The following is a 19819-nucleotide window of genomic DNA, read 5'->3' as shown; positions in this document are numbered from 1 at the left end:
GGCGGGATCGGTCGGCGAAATTGGTCGGCTTATCGAACCTCGCCTGAACGCAACCCCAGCAACACCTCGGGGTAGCGCAGGCGAGCGCCGAGTTCGGCTTTCATGCGCGTGTTGTCCAGTCTTCTCGACTCGCGCATGAAACTGAGCATCATCGGGCTCAGGCCCGATGCCAGTGCCTGGTCACGCGCTACACGCACAGGCCGAGGCAGACCATAGAGATCGGCGGCGAGATCAAAGTAATCGCCCATACGCAGCGTGCTGTCGTCGCAGACGTTATAGACCCGCCCCGGCGCGGCGCGCTCGAGCGCCAGCAAACACAGCCGCGCCAGATCGTCGGCGTGAATGTGGTTGGTGTAAACGTCATCAGCGGACGTCAGCACCGGTAGGCCGCGCTCCATTCGGCCCTTGGGCGAACGCGACCCGCCGTCGTAAATGCCCGGGATGCGCAGCAAGCCCACGCGCCAGCGATGCTGCACACCGGCACGGCGCCAGAGACGCTCGGCATCGCAGCGGCGTTGCGCGCGTTCGGTTTCCGGTAGGCACGGGCGCGTCTCGGGCGCGAGTTCGCCCTGGCAATCGCCGTACACCCCCGAGGTGCTGGCATAGACCACGCGCAAGGTATTTTTCCCGGAGCCAGATAAGATGCCCGACTGTTTCAGTCTGGAAATCAGGTGGCGACTGCGCAGATCGCGCGGGCCGGACGTATCGCCCGGCGGGGCCAGCATCAGCACCCGTTGGGGCGCAAGCTGGGCCAGCCGCCACAGGGTTTGCGGCTGATCGAGATTGCCGACGATGGGCACGATGCCAGCGGAGCGCAAGCTCTCCAGCCGCTGGGGCGAGGAAGTCAGCGCCAGCAGCCGGTAGCGCCCGCGCGCCAAGGCCGCCACCCGCATGCCGATGTCACCACAGCCCACGATGAGCAGCCGGGGTCGGCCGCGTCCAGATTGATCGTTCACAGTTCACACCTAATCATTGTTCACATGAGTCATCAAGTCACCGTTCAGCCCAGCGGCCACCAATACGCCGCCGAGGCCGATGAAACCCTGCTCGCAGCCGCCATCCGCCAATCGGTCGGCCTGCCCTACGGCTGCCAGGACGGCGCCTGCGGCTCTTGCAAATGCAAGCTGCTCCAAGGCGAGATCGAGCTGGGCGTTCACCAGCTCAAAGCGCTGAGCGAGGCCGAACGGGCGCAGGGCTTCATTCTCGCCTGCCGCGCCAAGGCGCTCACCGATGTGGTGATCGAAAGCCATGAAGTGGTTGGCGCGGGCGAATTTCCGGTGAAAAAAATGCCGGCCCGGGTCAGCAACATCGAGCACCTCGCCCCCGATGTGGTGCGGGTCATGCTGCAACTGCCTGCGGCCGATCCGCTGCGCTATCGCGCCGGGCAGTACATCCAGTTTCTGCTGCGTGATGGCGCACGGCGCAGCTACTCCATGGCCAGCGCGCCCAGCGAATCCCCGCAGGTCGAACTGCATCTGCGCCACATGCCGGGCGGCAAGTTCACCGATCATGTGTTCACCGCGATGAAAGAGAAAGAGATCCAGCGGATCGAAGGCCCGTTCGGCAGTTTTTTCCTGCGCGACGACCCCGAAAACAAGCCCTTGATCTTCTTGGCTTCCGGCACAGGTTTCGCGCCGATCAAGGCCATACTCGAGCAGATGCGCGCCAACGCCGACCCGCGCGAAATCACGCTGTATTGGGGCGGGCGCAAGCAGCAAGACCTCTACCTGCACGACTGGGCAGTACAGCAATGCGCCGCCATGCCGCATCTGCACTTCATTCCCGTGCTCTCCGAGGCTGACGCCGACTGGAGCGGGCGCACGGGTTTCGTCCATCAGGCCGTGATGGCCGATGTGCCCGACCTTTCCGGCCATGCGGTTTACGCCTGCGGCGCCCCCGTCATGGTTGAAGCCGCGCAGCGCGATTTCACCCAGCAGTGCAAGCTCCCCGAAGACGCCTTCTTCGCCGACGCCTTCACCACCGAAGCCGACAAGGCTGGGGCGAAGGCCTGAGACCGGGTCTCGCGATCAAAAAAATGGCCTGCGAGGGCTAGGCCATAAAGCAGCAGGCCATTTTTCTCAGCGAAGCGCTTATTCCCCGAGATACGCCGCGCGTACTCTCGGGTCGTGCAGCAACTCCTCGGCCGGACCGGTCATGGTGACCTGCCCCGAGTCCATGACGTAGCCGCGATCGGCCAGACCCAGCGCGCGCTTGGCGTTCTGCTCGACCAGCAGAATGGTCACGCCCTGCTTGGAAATGTCTTCGACCACTTCGAAAATTTTGTCGACCATGATGGGCGACAGTCCCATCGACGGCTCGTCGAGCAGCAGCACTTGCGGACGACTCATCAGCGCCCGGCCCATGGCCAGCATCTGCTGCTCACCGCCCGACATGGTGCCGGCGAGCTGGTCGCGGCGTTCCTTCAGGCGCGGGAAAATGCCATAGACCTTGTCGATATCGCTGTCGATCTCTTTGTCCTTGCGGGTATAGGCGCCCATCTGCAGATTTTCTGCGATGGTCATGCGGGTGAACACCCCACGCCCTTCCGGCACCATGCACAAACCCTGTCGCACCAGATCGTAGGCACCCTGGCCATTGATGGTGCGCCCGGCGTAGTGCACTTCGCCGTCAGTGATGGGCTGTAGCCCGGTGATGGCCTTGGTCGTGGTGGTCTTGCCCGCGCCATTGGCGCCGATCAGGCTGACCAGCTCGCCCTTGCGCACCTCCAGATCGACGCCTTTGACCGCCTGAATGCCGCCATAAGAGACTCGCAGGCCCGTGATTTTGAGGACGGTTTCGGACATGCTCAGTGCTCCCCTGCGCCCAGATAGGCTTCGATGACTTTCGGATTTTTCTGCACGTCGGCGGGCACCCCTTCGGCAATGATCTTGCCGTAATCGAGCACGGTCACCCGGTCGCACAGGCCCATGACCAGTTTCACATCGTGTTCGATGATGAGAATGGTGCGGCCGTCTTTCTGGATCGCGGTGAGCAACTCGCGCAGCTGCAGTTTTTCCGTGGCGTTCATGCCGGCCGCGGGCTCGTCGAGCGCCAGCAGTTGCGGATCGGTAGCCAGAGCGCGGGCGATTTCCAGGCGGCGCTGGTCGCCATACGACAGGGTGCGCGCGCGGAAATCGGCATACCGCTCGATGCCCACATAGGCCAGCAGTTCACGCGCACGTTCGCGGATGGCTTTTTCCTCGGTCTTGAAATGCCGGGTGCGGAACACCGCGCCAATCAGCGCGCTGTTGGTGCGCACATGCCGACCCACCATCACGTTTTCAAGCGCCGTCATGTCCGGAAACAGGCGGATGTTCTGGAACGTGCGGGCAATACCCTCACGCGCCACCTGATGCACCGCGGCCGGCTTGTAAGCCTTGCCGGCCAAAATGAAGTCGCCCGAATCGGGCGGATACAGCCCGGTGATAACGTTGAAAAACGTGGTTTTACCCGCCCCGTTGGGACCGATCAGGCCATAGATCTGGCCCCGGTCGATCTGGATGCCAACATCGTTCAGAGCCTGCAAGCCGCCAAAGCGTTTGGATGCGCCACTCACGCGCAGAACAGTGGCGCTCATGCCTTGCCTCCTTCCTGCAGCGGAGTGGGCAGTTTGGTGAAGCTCTTGCCGTGCTCCGGTGCAGGCCACAGCCCTTTGGGCCGCAGGATCATGATGATGATCATGGCCAGGGCATAGATGAGCTGACGCAGGATGCCGCTGTCGATGTACACATGACCAAATGCGTGCTGCTGCCAGTCGGAGATGAAGCCCATATAGCGCAGCGCTTCGGGCAGCACCGACAACAACACCGCGCCAAGAATGACGCCGGGAATATGCCCCATGCCGCCGATCACCACCATGGCCAGCACGATGATCGACTCCAGCAGCGAGAACGACTCGGGCGAGACGAAGCCCTGGAAGGCCGAGAACATCACCCCGGCCACGCCACCGAAAGTCGCCCCCATCGAAAACGCCAGCAACTTCATATTGCGGGTATTGATGCCCATGGCCTTAGCGGCGATTTCATCTTCGCGCATCGCCATCCAGGCGCGGCCGATGCGCGAGTCCTGCAGGCGGTAGCTCAGTATCACCACGAACACCACCAGTACCAGGAACAGGTAGTAATACTGCGCCACCGAGGGTATGGTGAAACTGCCGATGTCGATGTTCTGGTTCAGATCCCAGCCGAACAGATGAATGCCGTGAATGCCCGAAATGCCTTGTGGGCCGTTGGTGATGTTCACCGGTGCGTTCAGGTTGTTCATGAAAATGCGGATGATCTCGCCAAAGCCCAGCGTCACGATGGCCAGATAGTCGCCGCGCAGCTTGAGCACGGGCGTGCCCAGCATGATGCCCGCACTGGCCGCCAGCGCCGCCGCCATGGGAACGACCAGCCAGATCGACACATCGAAGCCATTGGGAAACATCGCCCCCAGCGCATCGAAATTGCTCGTGAGCTGGTTCGACGACAACAGCGCATACAGATACGCCCCCACCGCATAGAAGGCGATATAGCCCAGATCGAGCAGCCCGGCCAGGCCGACCACGATATTCAACCCCAGCGCCAGCATGATGTAGAGCATGGCAAAGGCCGCGATCCGCACCCAGGCATCTCCTGCGATCTGCAGCACCATGGGCAGCGCGATGAGCGCAGCGGCGCCCGCCACAATCCAGACCCAGTTCTTTTGTTGGTTCATGTTCAGTCTCCTCAGGCGCGATCGGCCACGCGCTCACCCAGCAGGCCTTGCGGGCGCAGGGTCAGCACCAGAATCAGCACGATGAAGGCGAAGATGTCCTGGTAATTACTGCCGAACACCCCACCGGTGAGCGTGCCGATATAGCCAGCGCCCAGCACCTCGATCAGCCCCAGCAGAATGCCGCCCAGCATGGCCCCCGAAAGATTGCCAATGCCGCCCAGCACCGCCGCGGTAAAGGCCTTCAAACCCGGCGTGAAGCCCATATAGAAGTTCGCCGTGGCGAAGTTGGCAAACCACATCACCCCAGCAATCGCCGCGAGCATGGCGCCGATCACGAACGCCGAGGAGATGACGAAGTTGGGATTCACCCCCATCAGCGACGCCACGCGCGGATTCTCCGCCGTGGCCCGCATCGCCCGCCCCAGCTTGGTGTGGTTGATCAGCCAGGTCAGCCCCGCCAGCAGCACGGCCGTAACTATCAGAATCATGATCTGTACCGGCGTGATGACAATACCGCCGACATTGATGACATTGCTCGGCAGCAACCCGGACGGGAACACCTTGTAGTCGCGCCCCCAGATGATCATCGCCAGCGTTTCGAGCAGGATGGACATGCCGATGGCCGTGATCAGCGGCGCCAGCTTGGGCGCATTGCGCAAGGGCCGGTAGGCGATGCGCTCGATGAAGTAGTTGAGCACTCCCGTGGCCAGCATGGCGATGATCAGGGCGATGACCACGACCAACCAACCTGGAAGATGCGGGGCCACATGATCGAGCACCTTGAACACGGTGTAGGCCGTGAGCGCCCCCACCATCATCACGTCCCCATGCGCAAAATTGATGAGGTTGACGATGCCGTACACCATGGTGTAGCCGAGAGCGATCAGGGCATACATGCTGCCCAGAACCAGACCGTTGACGATCTGCTGAAGAAAAATATCCATACCTTGAATCTCCTGACGAGCGGATGGCTAGTGAGTGACGGCCCGACTCTTTTGGAGCGGCCGGGGTGAAACGAGTAAACCGGGGATGAAAGCAAAGCGCGTGCCGGGACCCCCGCACCGGTTGAGTGCATGCCTCCAGGACATCGTGTGTGAAAGTGGAGCGCCTGCGAGCGCGCACGATGCATGCCGCGTCTGGTACGCGGCGGCACCCGGCAACGATGCTGCCGGGCGAGGGTGAACAGGCTTCATGGTTTTGTCTGGGGGCCGGGCTGTCCTGACCCCTGTTTTTTTTGGCTGGCGCGATGATAACCGCCTGCCTTGGGTCACCCGGCACCGGGTCAACCCGCAGTTTGAGGCCGCTCAGTCGCTGGATGGTTCAGCTGCGGCACTGTCACTTTCCGGCCCGAAGGATGACACCACACTGCCCCGGGTATTGCGCTCAGCCAAGTCTTGCAGGCGGCGGGCGATGCGCTCCTCCACCCCGCGCGATGTGGGCTGATAGAAGCGGGGCGGCGTCATGCCGTCTGGAAAATAGGTTTCTCCGGCGGCAAAAGCGTCGGCCTCATCGTGGGCGTAGCGGTAATCCCTGCCATAGCCCAGGTTTTTCATCAGTTTGGTGGGCGCATTGCGCAGGTGCAAGGGCACGGGCTGGGTGCCCTGCTCCCGGGCAAACGCGCGCGCGGCGTTGAAGGCCTTGTAAACCGCGTTCGACTTGGGCGTGACGGCCAGATAAACCACCGCCTCGGCCAGCGCCAGCTCGCCTTCGGGGCTGCCCAGGCGCTCGTAGGTTTGCGCGGCTTCAAGTGCAAGGGTCAGCGCCTTGGGGTCGGCCAGGCCGATGTCTTCCACTGCCATGCGGATCAGCCGCCGCGCGAGATAGCGGGGATCGGCGCCGCCTTCGAGCATGCGCGCAAACCAGTAGAGCGAGGCGTCCACATCCGAGCCCCGCACCGATTTGTGCAACGCCGAGATCAGGTCGTAGGTCTGCTCGCCGCCTTTGTCGAAACGCAGCAGGGTCGCGCCCAGGGTTTGTTCGAGCAGGTCGGCTGTGAGCGTGGTTTGAGCGGCTCGCACAGCGGCCTGCAGCGCCAGTTCGAGCGCGCCCAGCAGGCGGCGGGCATCGCCATCGGCATGGCGAATGAGCCGTTCTTGCGCCGCGGGCTCGATGGCCTCGACGCCGCTGCCCGCCAGCACGCGCTGCATCAGCAAGCCAAGATCGTCGGCGTCCAGCGGTTCGAGCACGTACACCACGGCGCGCGACAGCAAGGCGCTGTTGACCTCGAATGACGGGTTTTCCGTGGTCGCGCCGATAAAGGTGAACAAGCCGGATTCGACATGCGGCAAAAACGCATCCTGCTGGCTTTTGTTGAAGCGATGCACTTCATCGACGAACACAATGGTCGCCCGCCCCCGTTGCTGCGCGGACTGGGCCTGGGCGACGGCATCGCGGATGTCTTTCACCCCGGCAAGCACTGCCGACAACGGCAGAAAGTCGGCATCGAAAGCATCGGCCATCAGCCGCGCCAGGGTGGTTTTGCCCACACCGGGCGGCCCCCAAAACAGCATGGAGTGCAGCCGCCGGGTTTCAAACGCCACGCGCAGCGGCTTGCCGGGCCCGAGCAGGTGGCGTTGGCCCACCACTTCACTGAGATGATGCGGGCGCAAACGCTCGGCCAGCGGAGCGTTGGCCCCAGGCGCAGGTTTAAACGCAGACAGCGGGCGGGCGGGCGCGGGCAAGTCCGCGTCGTCGAACAGGCCCGGGCCGCTGGTCATGGCTGGCTGATGACCGAAGCCCCTTTGGGCGGAGTGAAACGGAAGCTGTCCGGGCCGAAGGTCGGGTTGTGTTTGATGGCGGTGAAGCGCATGGTGGAAATTTGCCCGAAAGCATCGCGCAACTGAAGCTCAGCCACTTCCGGGCCTTGCGCCGTGCTGCGCAGACCGATGCGTATCCAGTCGAAGTTGCTGTCCTTGGCCTTGGGCGTGGCCTGCACCCACTGCAGACCGCCGGCATCGGCCTGGGCCTGCAGGGTGAACAGCCGGGTCAGGTCGGTTCCGGCGAAGATCGCGGCAGGCGTGCCCTTGAACGCCTGCGTGACCGGGGTGATGGTCACCTGATCGAGGTCGTGGTCATAGGTCCAGAGCTGCTTGCCGTCGCTGACGATGACCTGGGCATAGGGCTTGGTGTAGTCCCAGCGGAAACGGTCGGGCCGCTCGAAGGCAAACTGGCCGGTAGCCGGCGCCTGCGCCGGGCCCTTGGGGTTGCTCACAGTCTGAGTGAACTGGGCGCTGCCGCCCCGGGTTTGCTGCAGCCACTGTTCGAGCAGTTGCACCGAATTCGCCGCGAAGGCCGCAGGCAGACTGGCGCCGAGCAGACCGCCCGCGAGAAAAAGCCGCATCAGCGTGGTGCGCCAGCGCGTGTTCATAAACATCATCATTCGGTCTTTCAAAAATTCAAATCAGGGTGCGTGATGCGGGCGCAAGTTCACTCCGACCGCACCGGCACCAGGATGTCGCGGTTGCCGTTGGCGGTCAGGGCCGACACCAGGCCGGATTGTTCCATCTGCTCCAGTAGTCTGGCTGAACGGTTGTATCCGATGCGCAGATGACGCTGCACCAGAGAAATCGACGCCTTGCGGTGCTGCAGGACGATCTGCACCGCCTGATCGTAGAGCGGGTCGCTCTCACCGTCTGAGCCGCCCGCGCCACCCACAGCGCCCGCCCCATCCACATCTTCCTCACCGGTGAGGATGCCTTCGAGATAGTTCGGCCCGCCTCGGCTCTTGATGTCTTCGACCACGCGGTGCACTTCGGCATCACTCACAAACGCGCCATGCACCCGCTGCGGCATGCCCGAGCCGGGCGGCAGGTACAGCATGTCGCCCATGCCCAGCAAACTTTCTGCGCCCATCTGGTCGAGGATGGTGCGCGAATCGATCTTGCTCGACACCTGAAAGGCCATGCGGGTGGGAATATTGGCCTTGATCAACCCGGTGATCACATCCACGCTGGGGCGCTGGGTAGCCAGGATGAGGTGAATGCCCGACGCCCGCGCCTTTTGCGCCAGGCGGGCGATGAGTTCCTCGATCTTTTTGCCCACCACCATCATCAGATCGGCCAGTTCGTCGATGACGACCACGATGTGCGGCAACTTCTCCAGCGGTTCGGGCGACTCTGGCGTGAGGCTGAACGGGTTGGTCAGCGGCTCGCCGCGCGCACGGGCCTCCTGCACCTTGGTGTTGTAGCCCGCGAGATTGCGCACGCCGAGCTTGCTCATCAGCTTGTAGCGGCGCTCCATTTCGCCCACGCACCAGTTCAGCGCCTGCGCCGCCTGTTTCATGTCGATCACCACGGGCGCGAGCAGATGCGGAATGCCGTCGTACACGCTGAGCTCGAGCATTTTCGGGTCGATCAGAATCAGCCGCACATCGCTGGGTTCGGCCTTGTACAGCAGGCTCAGAATCATGGCGTTGACACCCACCGACTTGCCCGAGCCGGTGGTGCCGGCCACCAGCAGGTGCGGCATCTTGGCCAGATCGGCCACCACCGGGTTGCCCACGATGTCTTTGCCCAGGCCCAGGGTCAGCATCGAGGCGGCTTCGTGATAGTTGTTGGAACCCAGAATCTCCGACAGCTTGATGGTGTGCCGCTTGGCATTGGGCAGCTCCAGCGCCATGGTGTTCTTGCCCGGAATGGTTTCGACCACCCGGATGCTCACCAGCGACAAGGCCCGCGCCAGATCGCGCGACAGATTGACGATCTGCGCACCCTTCACGCCAGTGGCCGGCTCCACTTCGTAGCGCGTGATGACCGGGCCGGGATAGGCCGCCACTACGCGCACCTCCACGCCGAAATCCTTGAGCTTTTTCTCGATCAGGCGCGAAGTGAACTCCAGCGTTTCGTGGCTGACGGTTTCCGCCTGCACGGAGGGCGCAGCATCCAGCAGGCCCAAGGCCGGCAGGGAAGAGTCGGGCAGTTCATTGAACAGCGGTTTCTGCTTTTCCTTGAGCACGCGTGGAGACTGCGGCACATAAGCCACCGAAGGCTCGATCAGCACGGGAGCGAGCACCTCGCGCTCTTCCACCAAAGGCCGCTGCAACTCGACTTCCTTTTCGCGCTCCTGCTTGGCTTGCTGCCCGGCCAGCACATCGTCTTCGCGTCCGCGGCGTTCGCGCTGCCAGGTCCACAGCCGCTCGATCCAGCCGCCAAGGCGCTCGGCCGCGTCGGCCCATGAAAAATGACCAACCCAGCTCAGCGAAAACAGAAAGACCGCCAGCAGCACCAAGGTGCCGCCGGTGTCGCCCAGCAAGGTATCAACGGCGATACCCAGGCCATGCCCAAGCAAGCCGCCGGCCTCGCCCGGCAGGGCGGAAGCCAGACTCCACAGCCGCGTCGACTCCAGCGCCGCGCTGGAAAGCGGCAACAGCAGCAGGCCCGCCGCGGCGGCCAGCGGCTGCAGCTTGCGCCACCGGCTCACAGGCGTTTGCTCCTCGGCGGCGGGTGTTTGCGCCTGGGTGTTGCGCCACATGCGCAGCAGGCCGTACAGGCCCAGCGGAATCAGCCACAGGGCCGAGAAGCCCAGCAGAAAATAGGCCACATCGGAAAACCAGGCCCCAACCACGCCGACCCAGTTGGCCACATGACCATCGGTGCCCGAACTCGACCAGGACGGATCGGACTTGTGAAAGCTCAGCAGGCTCAGGCAAAGCAAAATCCAACCGATGAAGGCGGCCGTCAGGCGTACCTCGCTCGCAAAACGCTGCAGGCGGCTGCGCGGCTCAGAACGGAGCGCCGCCTGGGAAGGGCGACGTCGGGTATCGATTTTCGGCATGGGAGGGGTGTTCAAAATCCAGGGTGATGCATCGCGCCCGCCATCAAACTGGGCTTCAGGGCGGATTTTGCCGCCTTCGCGGCGGTCATGGGCAAACAAGCCAACGCGGCAGATCGCCCAGGCTCAGAATCGCAGGCGGATAGGGGCGACGGATAAAGGACGACGGATCAGGAGCGAGGACGAGGGGCCGTGCACACCCCGCTCGCATCAAATCAGGGTCGAGAGATGCTCTCGGATCAACAGGGTGCCGTCTTCGCGCTCGACCACAAAACCCTGCTGTTCAAAGTCCTTCATCACCCGGCTGACCATTTCGCGCGAAGCGCCGACCATCTTGGCCAGATCCTGGCGTGAAAGCTTGTTGCGGATGACGTGCTCGTTCTGCATCTCGTCCGTGAGTTCCATCAACGCGCGCGCCACACGTCCATAGACATCCATCAGCGCCAGAGATTCAATTTTTCGGTCGGCGCGACGCAGACGCAGCGCCAGCCCGCGCATGATCGCAAAAGACATGCTGGTGTTTTCAGGCAGGCATTGCAGAAACGCCACACGGCCGAGCATCATCACATCGGTCTGCACCTCGGCCTGCACCGTGGCGCTGTGCGGTTCGCCATCGATCAGGCTCATTTCCCCGATGTAATCGCCCGCATGCAGCACGGCGATGATGACTTCGCGGCCTTTGGCGTCCATGCTGATCACCCGCGCCCGGCCGGAAAGCAGAATGAACAGGGCATTCGACTTGCTGCCCTGCTCGACGATGTTTTCGCCGCGCTTGTAGCGCCGCTTGACGATGGATTGCGAAATCGACCAGGCCTGCGATTCGGTGAGCACGGCAAACAGCGGCACGCGCCGAACGAGGTCAATATCGGTGATTTGCGACATCAGTTTCTCCAGTTTATGGGGAGGCGGGGCAATTTCGAAGGCAGGCGGAGAAGCCAGAAAATAGCCGCATGCCGCACGCCCGATATGCCGCACCCCTAAAATCTTATCTATTGTGCGGCGGCTTGCCCTTGATCTATTTTCGAGGACAGTCCGTCAGCAGCGGTTGCAGCGCAACCCTCTCCCCCATCCTCTCAGCCCGAAGTTTCTCACACATCATGACATCCAAACACGCCAAAGTGCTCATTCTGGGCTCCGGCCCGGCCGGTTACAGCGCCGCCGTCTATGCGGCCCGCGCCAATCTGAACCCTCTGCTCATCACCGGTCTGGCTCAAGGCGGTCAACTCATGACCACGACCGAAGTCGACAACTGGCCCGCCGACGTCGATGGCGTGCAAGGGCCCGACTTGATGGCGCGCTTTCAGGCGCATGCCGAGCGTTTCAACACCGAGATCGTGTTCGATCACATCCACACCGCGCATCTGCGCGAAAAACCCATCCGCCTCGAAGGCGACAGCGGCGTTTATACCTGCGACACCCTGATCATCGCCACTGGCGCCTCGGCCAAATATCTGGGACTGCCCACCGAAGAGGCCTTCATGGGCAAGGGCGTCTCGGGCTGCGCGACTTGCGACGGCTTTTTCTATCGCAACCAGCCGGTGTGCGTGGTGGGCGGCGGCAACACGGCCGTCGAAGAAGCGCTGTATCTGGCCAATATCGCCAGCAAGGTGACCGTCATTCACCGCCGCGACAAATTCCGTGCCGAGCCCATTCTGGTCGACAAACTCATGGCCCGCGCGGCCGAGGGCAAAGTCGAACTCAAGCTCTGGAGCGAATTGAAAGAAGTGCTGGGCGACGCCAGTGGCGTGACTGGCGTGCGCATCCACAACAGCCAGACCGGCGCCGACGAAGACATCGCACTGAATGGCTGTTTCATCGCCATCGGCCATCAGCCCAACACCGAAATTTTCAAAGGCCAGTTGGACATGAAGGACGGCTACATCATCACCCGCAGCGGCAACGAAGGGATGGCGACCGCCACCAGCGTGCCCGGCGTATTCGCCGCGGGTGACGTGCAAGACCACGTTTATCGCCAGGCGATCACCAGCGCAGGTACCGGCTGTATGGCCGCTCTGGACGCACAGCGCTATCTGGAGAATGCGGAGTCTTGACACCGATAGCGGTGGACAAGCAAATCTTTCCGGCTATAATCTTTAGCCTTTGTTCTACACAATTTCGAGGTGTGCCATGGCACGAGTGTGTCAAGTGACAGGTAAAGGGCCGATGGTCGGGAACAATGTGTCCCATGCGAACAACAAGACCAAGCGTCGCTTCCTGCCCAATCTGCAATATCGTCGTTTCTGGGTTGAAAGCGAGAACCGTTTCGTGCGTTTGCGCGTAACGAGCTCTGGGCTGCGCACCATTGACAAAAAAGGCATCGACGTCGTGCTGGCCGAGCTGCGCTCGCGCGGCGAGATCTGATCGCCCTCTCCATTCCTTCCTAGAACTGCACGGAACCCATCATGGCAACCAAAGGCGGACGCGAAAAAATCAAGCTGGAATCCTCTGCGGGCACCGGCCATTTCTACACCACCACCAAAAACAAGCGCACCACGCCTGAAAAGATCGAAATCATGAAATTCGATCCGGTCGCGCGCAAGCATGTGAATTACAAGGAAGGCAAGATCAAGTAATCTGATCTGTCTACCAAAGAACGATCCGCTGGATCGGCCACAGTGTTCAAATTCACTGCGGCCTGACTAGCGGATTTTTTGTGGGCGCCTCTTTTTCATGGGCGCCTCCTTCGGCGCTCCATCAATGTTTAGCCTGGGCATCCGGCATGAATGCCCAGGCGTCGTAAACATCAGAATTCAGGCCGTCGGCGTATAACGTCGCAGCCTCAGCGACAACTCCCGAAGCGGGGCCAAGCCACTGTCTTCGGCACGGCGGCACCAGTCCTGGAGCTTCAAGCGAAGCTGGTCGGCGTTCAGATTGGTCTGCTCCCACACCGATTTGAGTTCTTCGCGCATGTGCAGCAGCTTGCTCAGGTTAGGGCTGGCGCTCGCCGCGGCGTCCACCAAGGCTCGCGAACGCTCGCACAGAATCTCGCGCTCGATGCCGATCCAGCGTTTGGCTGCGCGCAAAGTCGGCAGATGGCTCACCGCGCCCTGTTCTGCAGCCCGGGCCAGCTCGGCCTTGAGGGTGGACTTCAACCCCGCGGCATAGCGCGCCATCAATTCATAACGGTTGGCGATGACAGCTTGTAAAGTGAGTTGATCGACCTCGGCGCGCACCTCGCCCAGCCGGAACTGCGGCGGCAGTTTGCGTGGTTTGGCCAAACCCACCCAGGACAAAGCGCGGATATACGCCCAGCCGATATCGAACTCCCACCATTTGACCGAGAGTTTGGCCGACGTGGGATAGGTGTGGTGGTTGTTGTGCAATTCTTCGCCGCCGATCAGCAACCCCCAGGGCGAAATGTTGTGGCTGCTGTCTCGCGCCGAAAAATTGCGATAGCCCCACCAATGACCCAGCCCGTTGATCACCCCGGCTGCCCAGATCGGAATCCACAACATCTGCACGGCCCACACCGTCGCGCCGATCGCGCCGAACATCAGCACATCGAGAATGAGCAACAGCCCGACGCCCTGCCAGATAAATCGGGAATAAATATTGCGCTCCAACCAGTCGTCAGGAGTGCCGTGACCGAACTTGCTCAGGGTTTCGGCGTTTCTCGATTCGGTTCGGTACAACTCGGCGCCGCGCAACAGCACCGTATCGATGCCGCGCGTCACCGGACTGTGCGGGTCGTCGACCGTCTCGCACTTGGCGTGATGCTTGCGATGAATCGCCACCCATTCCTTGGTGACCATGCCCGTGGTGAACCACAGCCAGAAGCGGAAAAAGTGCGAGGCGATCGGGTGCAACTCCAGCGCTCGGTGAGCCTGAGCGCGGTGCAGAAAAATAGTGACGGACGCAATGGTGATATGCGTGGTGATGAGCGCAAATAAGACGATTTGCAACCATGATGCACGCAAAAGGCCGTGCCCAGCACAATTCAAAAACACATCAAACATCAGAAACTTTCAGATCGATACAACACAGTTGGAACTTCGCCGTTGGCGAAAGTTGCAATCATTATCGGTCTTGCACTGACGACAGCACTCAGTGCAAACGAGAAGCCCTTGTCAGTCCGCTAACGTGGCATCGGCTTCGCCACGACCAGATGAGGTCGGGCGCCGCTGCAGCACGGCGGCGTAAAAGCCGTCAGTGGCGTGGCGATTGGGCAACAACTGCAAGTCCCCTTGGGTCACCAGGCCCTCGCCGTCCACTCCTTGCTGACGTAGCACCGCATCGGCGGGAACACGTTCGAAATCGGGGTGCGCGGCCAGAAAGGCATTGACGATGCCGCTGTTTTCTTCCGGCAAGACGCTACAGGTGGCGTAAACCAAGCGCCCGCCCGGTTTCAGCAGCGTTGCCGCCGATTGCAGAATATTGGCTTGTTTTGTCGTCAACTCGGCAATATCTTCAGGCTTCTGTCGCCATTTCATATCAGGGTTACGGCGCAAGGTACCCAGGCCGGAGCACGGCGCGTCCACCAGCACCCGGTCGACCTTGCCAGCCAGACGTTTGACCCGTTCATCGCGTTCATGTGCGATGGCGACCGGGTACACATTGGATAGCCCACTGCGCAACAGCCGGGGTTTGAGCTTGGCCAGGCGGTAGTCGGCCACGTCGAACGCATAAAGCCGACCCGTGCTGCGCATCATGGCGCCCAGCGCCAGGGTTTTGCCGCCGGCTCCGGCGCAGAAGTCGACCACCATTTCGCCGCGGCGCGGGGCCAGCAGTACGGCGAGCAGCTGACTGCCTTCGTCCTGCACCTCCACCCAGCCTTCGCGAAAGACGGTGAGATCCTGCAAAGCGGGTTTGCCTTCCAGGCGTACGCCCCACGGCGAATAGGGCGTTGGCTGCGCGGGCAGATTGAGGCGGGCGAACACGTCGAGCACGGCTTCGCGCCGCGCTTTCTGCACATTCACCCGCAAATCCAGCGGGGCCGGGCGCAACATCGCCTGCGCCAGCGCAGGATATTCCGCGCCATAGTTCGCCTGCAAAGCGGCCGCCAGCCATTCCGGCAGACTCCAACGCACCGCTTCCGGCAGGGCCATCGCGTCTTGTGCCAGCAAGCGTTTGCGCCACTCGAGTTGCTCGGGAGAAAGCGCGGCATGCAGCGACTGCGCGTTTCCCGACCAGCCCAGAATGGCCAGACGCAGTTCCATAGCCCCGCCGATGCTTTCGTCGGTCGCGGCCAGCGTCTGAAACAAGCGCAGATGCCGCAGCACCTGATAGACCGTGTCGGCCAGGATCTGTCGGTCGGTCTTGCCCAGTTGCGGCTTGGTACGGAACAGCCGCGACAGCACGGCATCGGCCGCGGCGTCGAAACGCAACATATCGCGCAGCACGTCGCGCGCGGTGTAAAGCAGGTCACGCGGTTTCATGGCGCTCTTTCAAAGGGAAGAATCGGAGGACGGACGGATGCGGGTGCGCAAGCCGTCGATCTGCACCCGTCCTTCCAGCAAAGCCCGCACGGCGGGGGGATAAATTCGGTGCTCTTCAAGCAAGACCCGCGCGGCCAGCAACTCGACCGTATCACCATCGAGCACCGGCACGGCGGCCTGCGCCAGAATCGGCCCGTGATCGAGCGCACTGCTCACCAGATGCACGGTAGCACCGTGCCACTTCACCCCTTCCTCAAGGGCGCGGGCATGGGTGCGCAAACCGGTGAAAGCTGGCAGCAAAGACGGATGGATATTCACCAGACGGCCCGCAAAGCGATCCACGAAGGCCGCACCCAGCACCCGCATGAAGCCGCACAGCGCGACGACGTCGGGCTCCAGCGCAGCAATCGCGTCGCCCAAAGCACCGTCGAACGCCTCACGGTTGGGAAAGTCGGCATGCGCGATCACCTGCGTGGGCACACCGAAGGCACGCGCAGCGTCCAGCCCTGCGGCATCAGCCCGGTTACTGAGTACTCCACGCACGCAAACGCCCCAGCCCTGTTCACGCTCGGCCTGAAGAATGGACTGCAGATTGCTGCCGCGCCCGGAAATGAGGAGAACCAGATTTTTCATCGGCGGGCAGTGTAGCCGCCGCGTCAGGTGTTTGATATGCGCCGTGTTTGCGCGCGCTACCGCGAAAACAGACCGCAGCGTGAATAATGACGGGTTTAATGTTGCCACGCCGCCATGAAATGCCCCTTTTGCCAAAGCCCCGACACGCAGGTGATTGAAACCCGCGATGTGGAAGATGGCACCGCGCTGCGGCGGCGGCGGCGTTGCGGCCAATGCGACAAGCGCTTCACCACCTATGAACGCGCGGAGGTCAGCTTTCCGGTGGTGGTGAAAAAAGATGGCCGCCGCACCGAATACGACCGCGACAAACTGCGCGCCTCTTTCCTGCTGGCCTTGCGCAAGCGGCCAGTCAGTGCCGACGCGGTGGATACCGCCATCGGGCGCGTGGAGCAAATGCTGCTGCAAAGCGGCGCGCGCGAGCTGCCCTCCACCCAAATCGGCGCCTGGGTGATGGAGGAATTGCGCACGCTCGACGGCATTGCCTATGTGCGCTTTGCCTCCGTCTATCACAGCTTCAAGGATTTGAGCCAGTTTCTCGATGTGCTGCAGGAAATGCAGCCGCCCTCGCCCGCCGCCAAACCCCGGCGCGGCAAAACTCCGACATGAACCCGGACGACGTTTCATTCAGCGAACAAGATCAGCGCTTCATGCGCCGGGCGCTCGATCTGGCGCACAGCGCGATGTACCGCACCAGCCCCAATCCGCGGGTGGGCTGCGTGCTGGTGCGAGACGGCCAGGTGCTGGGCGAAGGCGCCACGCTGGCTGCGGGGCAAGATCACGCCGAAGTCCAGGCGGTGAAGCAAGCCTGGGAGCGCGGCCACGAGGTGCGGGGCGCCACCGCCTACGTCACGCTGGAGCCCTGCGCGCACCACGGCCGCACGCCGCCCTGCGCCGACCTGCTGGCCACGCAAGGCGTCGCGCGCGTGGTTGCTGCGCTGGTCGATCCCAACCCGCTGGTGGCAGGCCAGGGATTGCAGCGTTTGCGCGATGCCGGCATCCAAGTCGATGTCGGGCTGTTCGCCGATGAAGCGCGCGAGATCAACCTTGGCTTCATCTCCCGCATGGTGCGCGGCACGCCCTGGGTGCGGCTGAAGGTGGCCGCCTCGCTCGACGGCGTTACCGCCCTGCCTAACGGCGCAAGCCAGTGGATCACCAGCGAAGCGGCCCGCGCCGACGGCCATCACTGGCGCGCGCGCGCCTGCGCCGTGCTCACTGGCCTGGGGACGGTGCGGGCGGACGACCCGCAGCTCAATGTGCGGGCGGTGCAGACGCCGCGCCAGCCCATTCGCATCGTCATCGACAGCCGCCTGGAATGCCCGCCCACCGCGCGCCTGTTGCAGAGCGCCGACTCGCCGCTGTGGATCGTTCACGCCCTGTCGCCGGAGCGGGCCGCGCCGCGTCTGGCGGCACTGCGCAGCGCGGCCACCACCTCGCTCGATCTGCAAGACATCGCCCTGCCCGCCGATCCCGGCAAACCGGGCAAGACCGATTTGCGCGCGCTGATGCAGGTGCTCGGCCAGCGGGGCATCAACGAGCTGCACTGCGAGGCCGGCGAAAAGCTCAACGGCTCGCTGCTGCGTGCCGGCGTGGTCGATGAACTGCTCCTGTATCTTGCGCCCCAGTTGCTGGGCGAGGGCGCCGGATTGGCGGCGCTGGGGCCCTACCAGCAGATCAGCGAAGGACTCGCGCTGCGATGGCATGATGTGCAGCGGATCGGCGCCGATCTGCGCATCCTTGCACGTCTCCCTCATTCCTTTTCTCTTTGAACCCTTATGTTCACCGGACTCATCACCAGCGTCGGCCGCATCGCCGAAGTCACCCCCCTCGGTTCCCAGGCCAGTCACGGCAAACGCGTGCGCCTGCAGGTCGATCCGGCCTGGCTGCAGGGCGTAGAGCTCGGCGAGAGCATCGCCGTCAGCGGCGCCTGCATGACGGTGGTGGATCTTCAGCCCGGTGGCTTTGCCTTCGACATTTCGGCCGAAAGCCTGGCGCGCACCACGGGGCTGGACGTGCCGGGCGCCCGGGTCAATCTGGAGCAGTCGGTCGCGCTGTCCACCAAGCTGGGCGGCCATCTGGTGACTGGGCATGTGGACGGCGTCGGTCAGGTGGCCCGGTTCGAGCCCATCGGCGAATCCTGGCTGCTGGAGGTGGACACGCCCGCCGCTTTAGGCAAGTTTTTTGCGTACAAGGGCTCCATCGTGATCAACGGCGTGAGTCTGACGGTCAACCGCGTCGAAGATCTGCCACAGCATTGCCGCGTGAGTATCAACCTCATTCCGCACACCCTGCAGCACACCAATCTGCATCAATTGAGCGAGGGCAGCGCGGTGAATCTCGAAATCGACCTCATCGCCCGCTATGTCGAGCGCATGCTGGGCGCACCGGAGGGTCGGAAAGATGTGTGAGTTGTTCGCCTACTCCAGCCGTGTGCCCGCGCGGGTGCGGTTCGCCTTTCGTGAATTCGCGCGCCACGGCGGGCCGCACGCCGCCAACCCCGACGGCTGGGGCGCGGCGTATTACGAAGGCAGCGACGCGCATGTGCTGCGCGAAGCGCAACCCGCGCTGGCCAGCGCCTTCGTTCCGGTGCTCGAAAAGCACGACTTTCACAGCCCGCTAGTCATCGCACATATCCGCCGCGCCTCGCGCGGCCCGGTGACGCTGGTCAACACCCAGCCGTTCGCCCGCGAGCTGTTCGGCAAGCGCCACATCTTTGCCCACAACGGCGATCTGCCGGACATCGAGCAGGCGCTTCCTCTGGCGCATGCGGCGCACCGCCCGATGGGCCAGACCGATTCCGAACATGCGTTCTACGTGCTCATGCAATCACTGCAAGTGCTCGATGCGGCGGGTGAGAGCGGCGACCTCAAACGCCGCATCGAAGTGGTCTCCGACTTCGCGGCCAGATTGCGCGCCCTTGGCGCGGCGAACTTCCTGTTCACCGATGGCGACCTGCTGTTCGCTCATGCGCATCGCCGCCGCAGTCATCCGGGCAACACCTGGGTGCCCGGTTTGCACCTGCTCATGCGCGAAGCCGCCAGCGAGCATCAGATGCGCGCTTCTGGGCTGCACGTTCAGGGCCGCGACGACAAACCCGCACCCGCCGTGATGCTCGCCAGCGTGCCCCTCACCCCGGAAGACTGGGAACCCCTGCCCGAAAATACGCTGCTCGTCGTGCAGCAGGGCCGATTGATCGCGCGCCTCGGTGCTTGATCATTGCCCCGATCAGCGCCCCAACCCGGCTCTGAACAGCGCTTGAGTCGGCCACACACATGCCGCCCGTTGCAAACGGACACAGGCTCAACCTTTTGCGCTGATAAAGTCTGGCCCGACTTCCCTGAGACGCCCGC

Annotated in this window: 20 protein-coding genes; 8 read left to right on the top strand and 12 right to left on the bottom strand. The window is 63.0% G+C overall.

The features are described 5' to 3' along the window. Positions 1–29: 29 nt before the first annotated feature. Positions 30–956: an NAD-dependent epimerase/dehydratase family protein gene (locus BIO17B3_RS14680; RefSeq protein ID WP_156054593.1), complete on the bottom strand. Its 927-nt coding sequence runs from the start codon at positions 954–956 to the stop codon at positions 30–32. 24 nt (positions 957–980) lie between these two features. Here BIO17B3_RS14680 and BIO17B3_RS14675 point away from each other — a divergent pair, with 24 nt between their 5' ends. Continuing rightward, complete coding sequence (locus BIO17B3_RS14675; protein ID WP_156054592.1) at positions 981–2012, top strand: CDP-6-deoxy-delta-3,4-glucoseen reductase; 1032 nt, start codon at positions 981–983, stop codon at positions 2010–2012. Positions 2013–2090: 78 nt separating this feature from the next. On the opposite strand, the gene BIO17B3_RS14670 is transcribed toward BIO17B3_RS14675, so the two are convergent. The 8 genes from BIO17B3_RS14670 to BIO17B3_RS14635 form a co-directional block, all read right to left on the bottom strand. Next, positions 2091–2804 carry an ABC transporter ATP-binding protein gene (locus BIO17B3_RS14670; RefSeq protein ID WP_156054591.1) on the bottom strand — a complete coding sequence of 238 codons (714 nt, stop codon included), beginning with the start codon at positions 2802–2804 and terminating at the stop codon, positions 2091–2093. A 2-nt stretch (positions 2805–2806) separates the two neighbouring features. Further along, positions 2807–3577, bottom strand: coding sequence for an ABC transporter ATP-binding protein (locus BIO17B3_RS14665; protein ID WP_156054590.1), 771 nt, complete (start codon positions 3575–3577; stop codon positions 2807–2809). Beyond that, a complete protein-coding gene (locus BIO17B3_RS14660) occupies positions 3574–4695 on the bottom strand; it encodes an ABC transporter ATP-binding protein (RefSeq protein WP_156054589.1) in 1122 nt (373 codons plus the stop codon). The genes BIO17B3_RS14665 and BIO17B3_RS14660 overlap by 4 nt, the downstream gene beginning before the upstream one ends. An 11-nt stretch (positions 4696–4706) precedes the next feature. After that, on the bottom strand, positions 4707–5639 hold the full coding sequence (locus BIO17B3_RS14655) for a branched-chain amino acid ABC transporter permease (RefSeq protein WP_013123937.1): 933 nt from the start codon (positions 5637–5639) through the stop codon (positions 4707–4709). A gap of 360 nt (positions 5640–5999) precedes the next feature. Then, entirely contained in the window at positions 6000–7412 is a 1413-nt protein-coding gene (locus tag BIO17B3_RS14650) for a replication-associated recombination protein A (RefSeq protein ID WP_156054588.1), read from the bottom strand. Beyond that, entirely contained in the window at positions 7409–8062 is a 654-nt protein-coding gene (gene lolA / locus BIO17B3_RS14645) for an outer membrane lipoprotein chaperone LolA (RefSeq protein ID WP_232054307.1), read from the bottom strand. The genes BIO17B3_RS14650 and lolA overlap by 4 nt, the downstream gene beginning before the upstream one ends. 59 nt (positions 8063–8121) lie before the next feature. Next, positions 8122–10467 (bottom strand): DNA translocase FtsK, encoded by a 2346-nt coding sequence (locus tag BIO17B3_RS14640; protein ID WP_156054586.1) that lies wholly within the window; start codon positions 10465–10467, stop codon positions 8122–8124. Between the two features lie 207 nt (positions 10468–10674). Further along, complete coding sequence (locus BIO17B3_RS14635) at positions 10675–11346, bottom strand: Crp/Fnr family transcriptional regulator (protein ID WP_013106702.1); 672 nt, start codon at positions 11344–11346, stop codon at positions 10675–10677. Positions 11347–11558: 212 nt separating this feature from the next. Between BIO17B3_RS14635 and trxB the strand changes: the two genes are divergently transcribed. From trxB to rpmG, 3 genes are all read left to right on the top strand, one after another. Beyond that, on the top strand, positions 11559–12515 hold the full coding sequence (gene trxB / locus BIO17B3_RS14630) for a thioredoxin-disulfide reductase (protein WP_196794234.1): 957 nt from the start codon (positions 11559–11561) through the stop codon (positions 12513–12515). A 76-nt stretch (positions 12516–12591) separates the two neighbouring features. After that, a complete protein-coding gene (gene rpmB / locus BIO17B3_RS14625; protein ID WP_013106704.1) occupies positions 12592–12825 on the top strand; it encodes a 50S ribosomal protein L28 in 234 nt (77 codons plus the stop codon). 41 nt (positions 12826–12866) lie between these two features. Continuing rightward, positions 12867–13037 carry a 50S ribosomal protein L33 gene (gene rpmG, locus BIO17B3_RS14620; protein ID WP_013106705.1) on the top strand — a complete coding sequence of 57 codons (171 nt, stop codon included), beginning with the start codon at positions 12867–12869 and terminating at the stop codon, positions 13035–13037. Positions 13038–13214: 177 nt separating this feature from the next. Here rpmG and BIO17B3_RS14615 read toward each other — a convergent pair whose 3' ends face one another. From BIO17B3_RS14615 to purN, 3 genes are all read right to left on the bottom strand, one after another. Further along, complete coding sequence (locus tag BIO17B3_RS14615; protein ID WP_156054585.1) at positions 13215–14420, bottom strand: acyl-CoA desaturase; 1206 nt, start codon at positions 14418–14420, stop codon at positions 13215–13217. 111 nt (positions 14421–14531) lie between these two features. Continuing rightward, the gene (locus BIO17B3_RS14610) at positions 14532–15839 is read right to left on the bottom strand and encodes an RsmB/NOP family class I SAM-dependent RNA methyltransferase (protein ID WP_156054584.1); all 1308 of its coding nucleotides are present in this window, start codon (positions 15837–15839) and stop codon (positions 14532–14534) included. Positions 15840–15848: 9 nt separating this feature from the next. Continuing rightward, positions 15849–16472, bottom strand: coding sequence for a phosphoribosylglycinamide formyltransferase (gene purN, locus BIO17B3_RS14605; RefSeq protein ID WP_156054583.1), 624 nt, complete (start codon positions 16470–16472; stop codon positions 15849–15851). Positions 16473–16586: 114 nt separating this feature from the next. Here purN and nrdR point away from each other — a divergent pair, with 114 nt between their 5' ends. Genes nrdR through BIO17B3_RS14585 form a run of 4 tightly spaced genes read left to right on the top strand, consistent with a single transcriptional unit; the run spans position 16587 to position 19682 of the window. Beyond that, complete coding sequence (gene nrdR, locus BIO17B3_RS14600; protein WP_013123944.1) at positions 16587–17078, top strand: transcriptional regulator NrdR; 492 nt, start codon at positions 16587–16589, stop codon at positions 17076–17078. Then, positions 17075–18238, top strand: a complete 1164-nt coding sequence (gene ribD / locus BIO17B3_RS14595) for a bifunctional diaminohydroxyphosphoribosylaminopyrimidine deaminase/5-amino-6-(5-phosphoribosylamino)uracil reductase RibD (protein ID WP_156054582.1) — start codon at positions 17075–17077, stop codon at positions 18236–18238. Before nrdR ends, ribD begins: the two co-directional genes overlap by 4 nt. A gap of 6 nt (positions 18239–18244) precedes the next feature. Further along, on the top strand, positions 18245–18877 hold the full coding sequence (locus tag BIO17B3_RS14590; protein ID WP_156054581.1) for a riboflavin synthase: 633 nt from the start codon (positions 18245–18247) through the stop codon (positions 18875–18877). Further along, positions 18870–19682: a class II glutamine amidotransferase gene (locus BIO17B3_RS14585; protein ID WP_156054580.1), complete on the top strand. Its 813-nt coding sequence runs from the start codon at positions 18870–18872 to the stop codon at positions 19680–19682. Before BIO17B3_RS14590 ends, BIO17B3_RS14585 begins: the two co-directional genes overlap by 8 nt. Positions 19683–19819: the final 137 nt, after the last annotated feature.

Origin of the sequence: Thiomonas sp. OC7 (assembly GCF_900634595.1) — a bacterium.
In the GTDB taxonomy this organism is placed as follows: domain Bacteria; phylum Pseudomonadota; class Gammaproteobacteria; order Burkholderiales; family Burkholderiaceae_C; genus Thiomonas; species Thiomonas arsenitoxydans.
The sequence above is the reverse complement of the archived record's forward strand: the minus strand, read 5'-3'. Positions and strand labels throughout refer to the sequence as shown.

Bases quoted from the DNA above. Each gene is read 5' to 3' on its own strand.
- BIO17B3_RS14615 (WP_156054585.1), bottom strand. From the start codon at position 14,420: ATGTTTGATGTGTTTTTGAATTGTGCTGGGCACGGCCTTTTGCGTGCA.
- BIO17B3_RS14670 (WP_156054591.1), bottom strand. From the start codon at position 2,804: ATGTCCGAAACCGTCCTCAAAATCACGGGCCTGCGAGTCTCTTATGGC.
- BIO17B3_RS14585 (WP_156054580.1), top strand. From the start codon at position 18,870: ATGTGTGAGTTGTTCGCCTACTCCAGCCGTGTGCCCGCGCGGGTGCGG.
- BIO17B3_RS14590 (WP_156054581.1), top strand. From the start codon at position 18,245: ATGTTCACCGGACTCATCACCAGCGTCGGCCGCATCGCCGAAGTCACC.
- purN (WP_156054583.1), bottom strand. From the start codon at position 16,472: ATGAAAAATCTGGTTCTCCTCATTTCCGGGCGCGGCAGCAATCTGCAG.
- BIO17B3_RS14610 (WP_156054584.1), bottom strand. From the start codon at position 15,839: ATGAAACCGCGTGACCTGCTTTACACCGCGCGCGACGTGCTGCGCGAT.
- rpmB (WP_013106704.1), top strand. From the start codon at position 12,592: ATGGCACGAGTGTGTCAAGTGACAGGTAAAGGGCCGATGGTCGGGAAC.
- BIO17B3_RS14660 (WP_156054589.1), bottom strand. From the start codon at position 4,695: ATGAACCAACAAAAGAACTGGGTCTGGATTGTGGCGGGCGCCGCTGCG.
- BIO17B3_RS14650 (WP_156054588.1), bottom strand. From the start codon at position 7,412: ATGACCAGCGGCCCGGGCCTGTTCGACGACGCGGACTTGCCCGCGCCC.
- rpmG (WP_013106705.1), top strand. From the start codon at position 12,867: ATGGCAACCAAAGGCGGACGCGAAAAAATCAAGCTGGAATCCTCTGCG.
- BIO17B3_RS14635 (WP_013106702.1), bottom strand. From the start codon at position 11,346: ATGTCGCAAATCACCGATATTGACCTCGTTCGGCGCGTGCCGCTGTTT.
- lolA (WP_232054307.1), bottom strand. From the start codon at position 8,062: ATGAACACGCGCTGGCGCACCACGCTGATGCGGCTTTTTCTCGCGGGC.
- BIO17B3_RS14675 (WP_156054592.1), top strand. From the start codon at position 981: ATGAGTCATCAAGTCACCGTTCAGCCCAGCGGCCACCAATACGCCGCC.
- BIO17B3_RS14655 (WP_013123937.1), bottom strand. From the start codon at position 5,639: ATGGATATTTTTCTTCAGCAGATCGTCAACGGTCTGGTTCTGGGCAGC.
- ribD (WP_156054582.1), top strand. From the start codon at position 17,075: ATGAACCCGGACGACGTTTCATTCAGCGAACAAGATCAGCGCTTCATG.
- nrdR (WP_013123944.1), top strand. From the start codon at position 16,587: ATGAAATGCCCCTTTTGCCAAAGCCCCGACACGCAGGTGATTGAAACC.
- BIO17B3_RS14665 (WP_156054590.1), bottom strand. From the start codon at position 3,577: ATGAGCGCCACTGTTCTGCGCGTGAGTGGCGCATCCAAACGCTTTGGC.
- BIO17B3_RS14640 (WP_156054586.1), bottom strand. From the start codon at position 10,467: ATGCCGAAAATCGATACCCGACGTCGCCCTTCCCAGGCGGCGCTCCGT.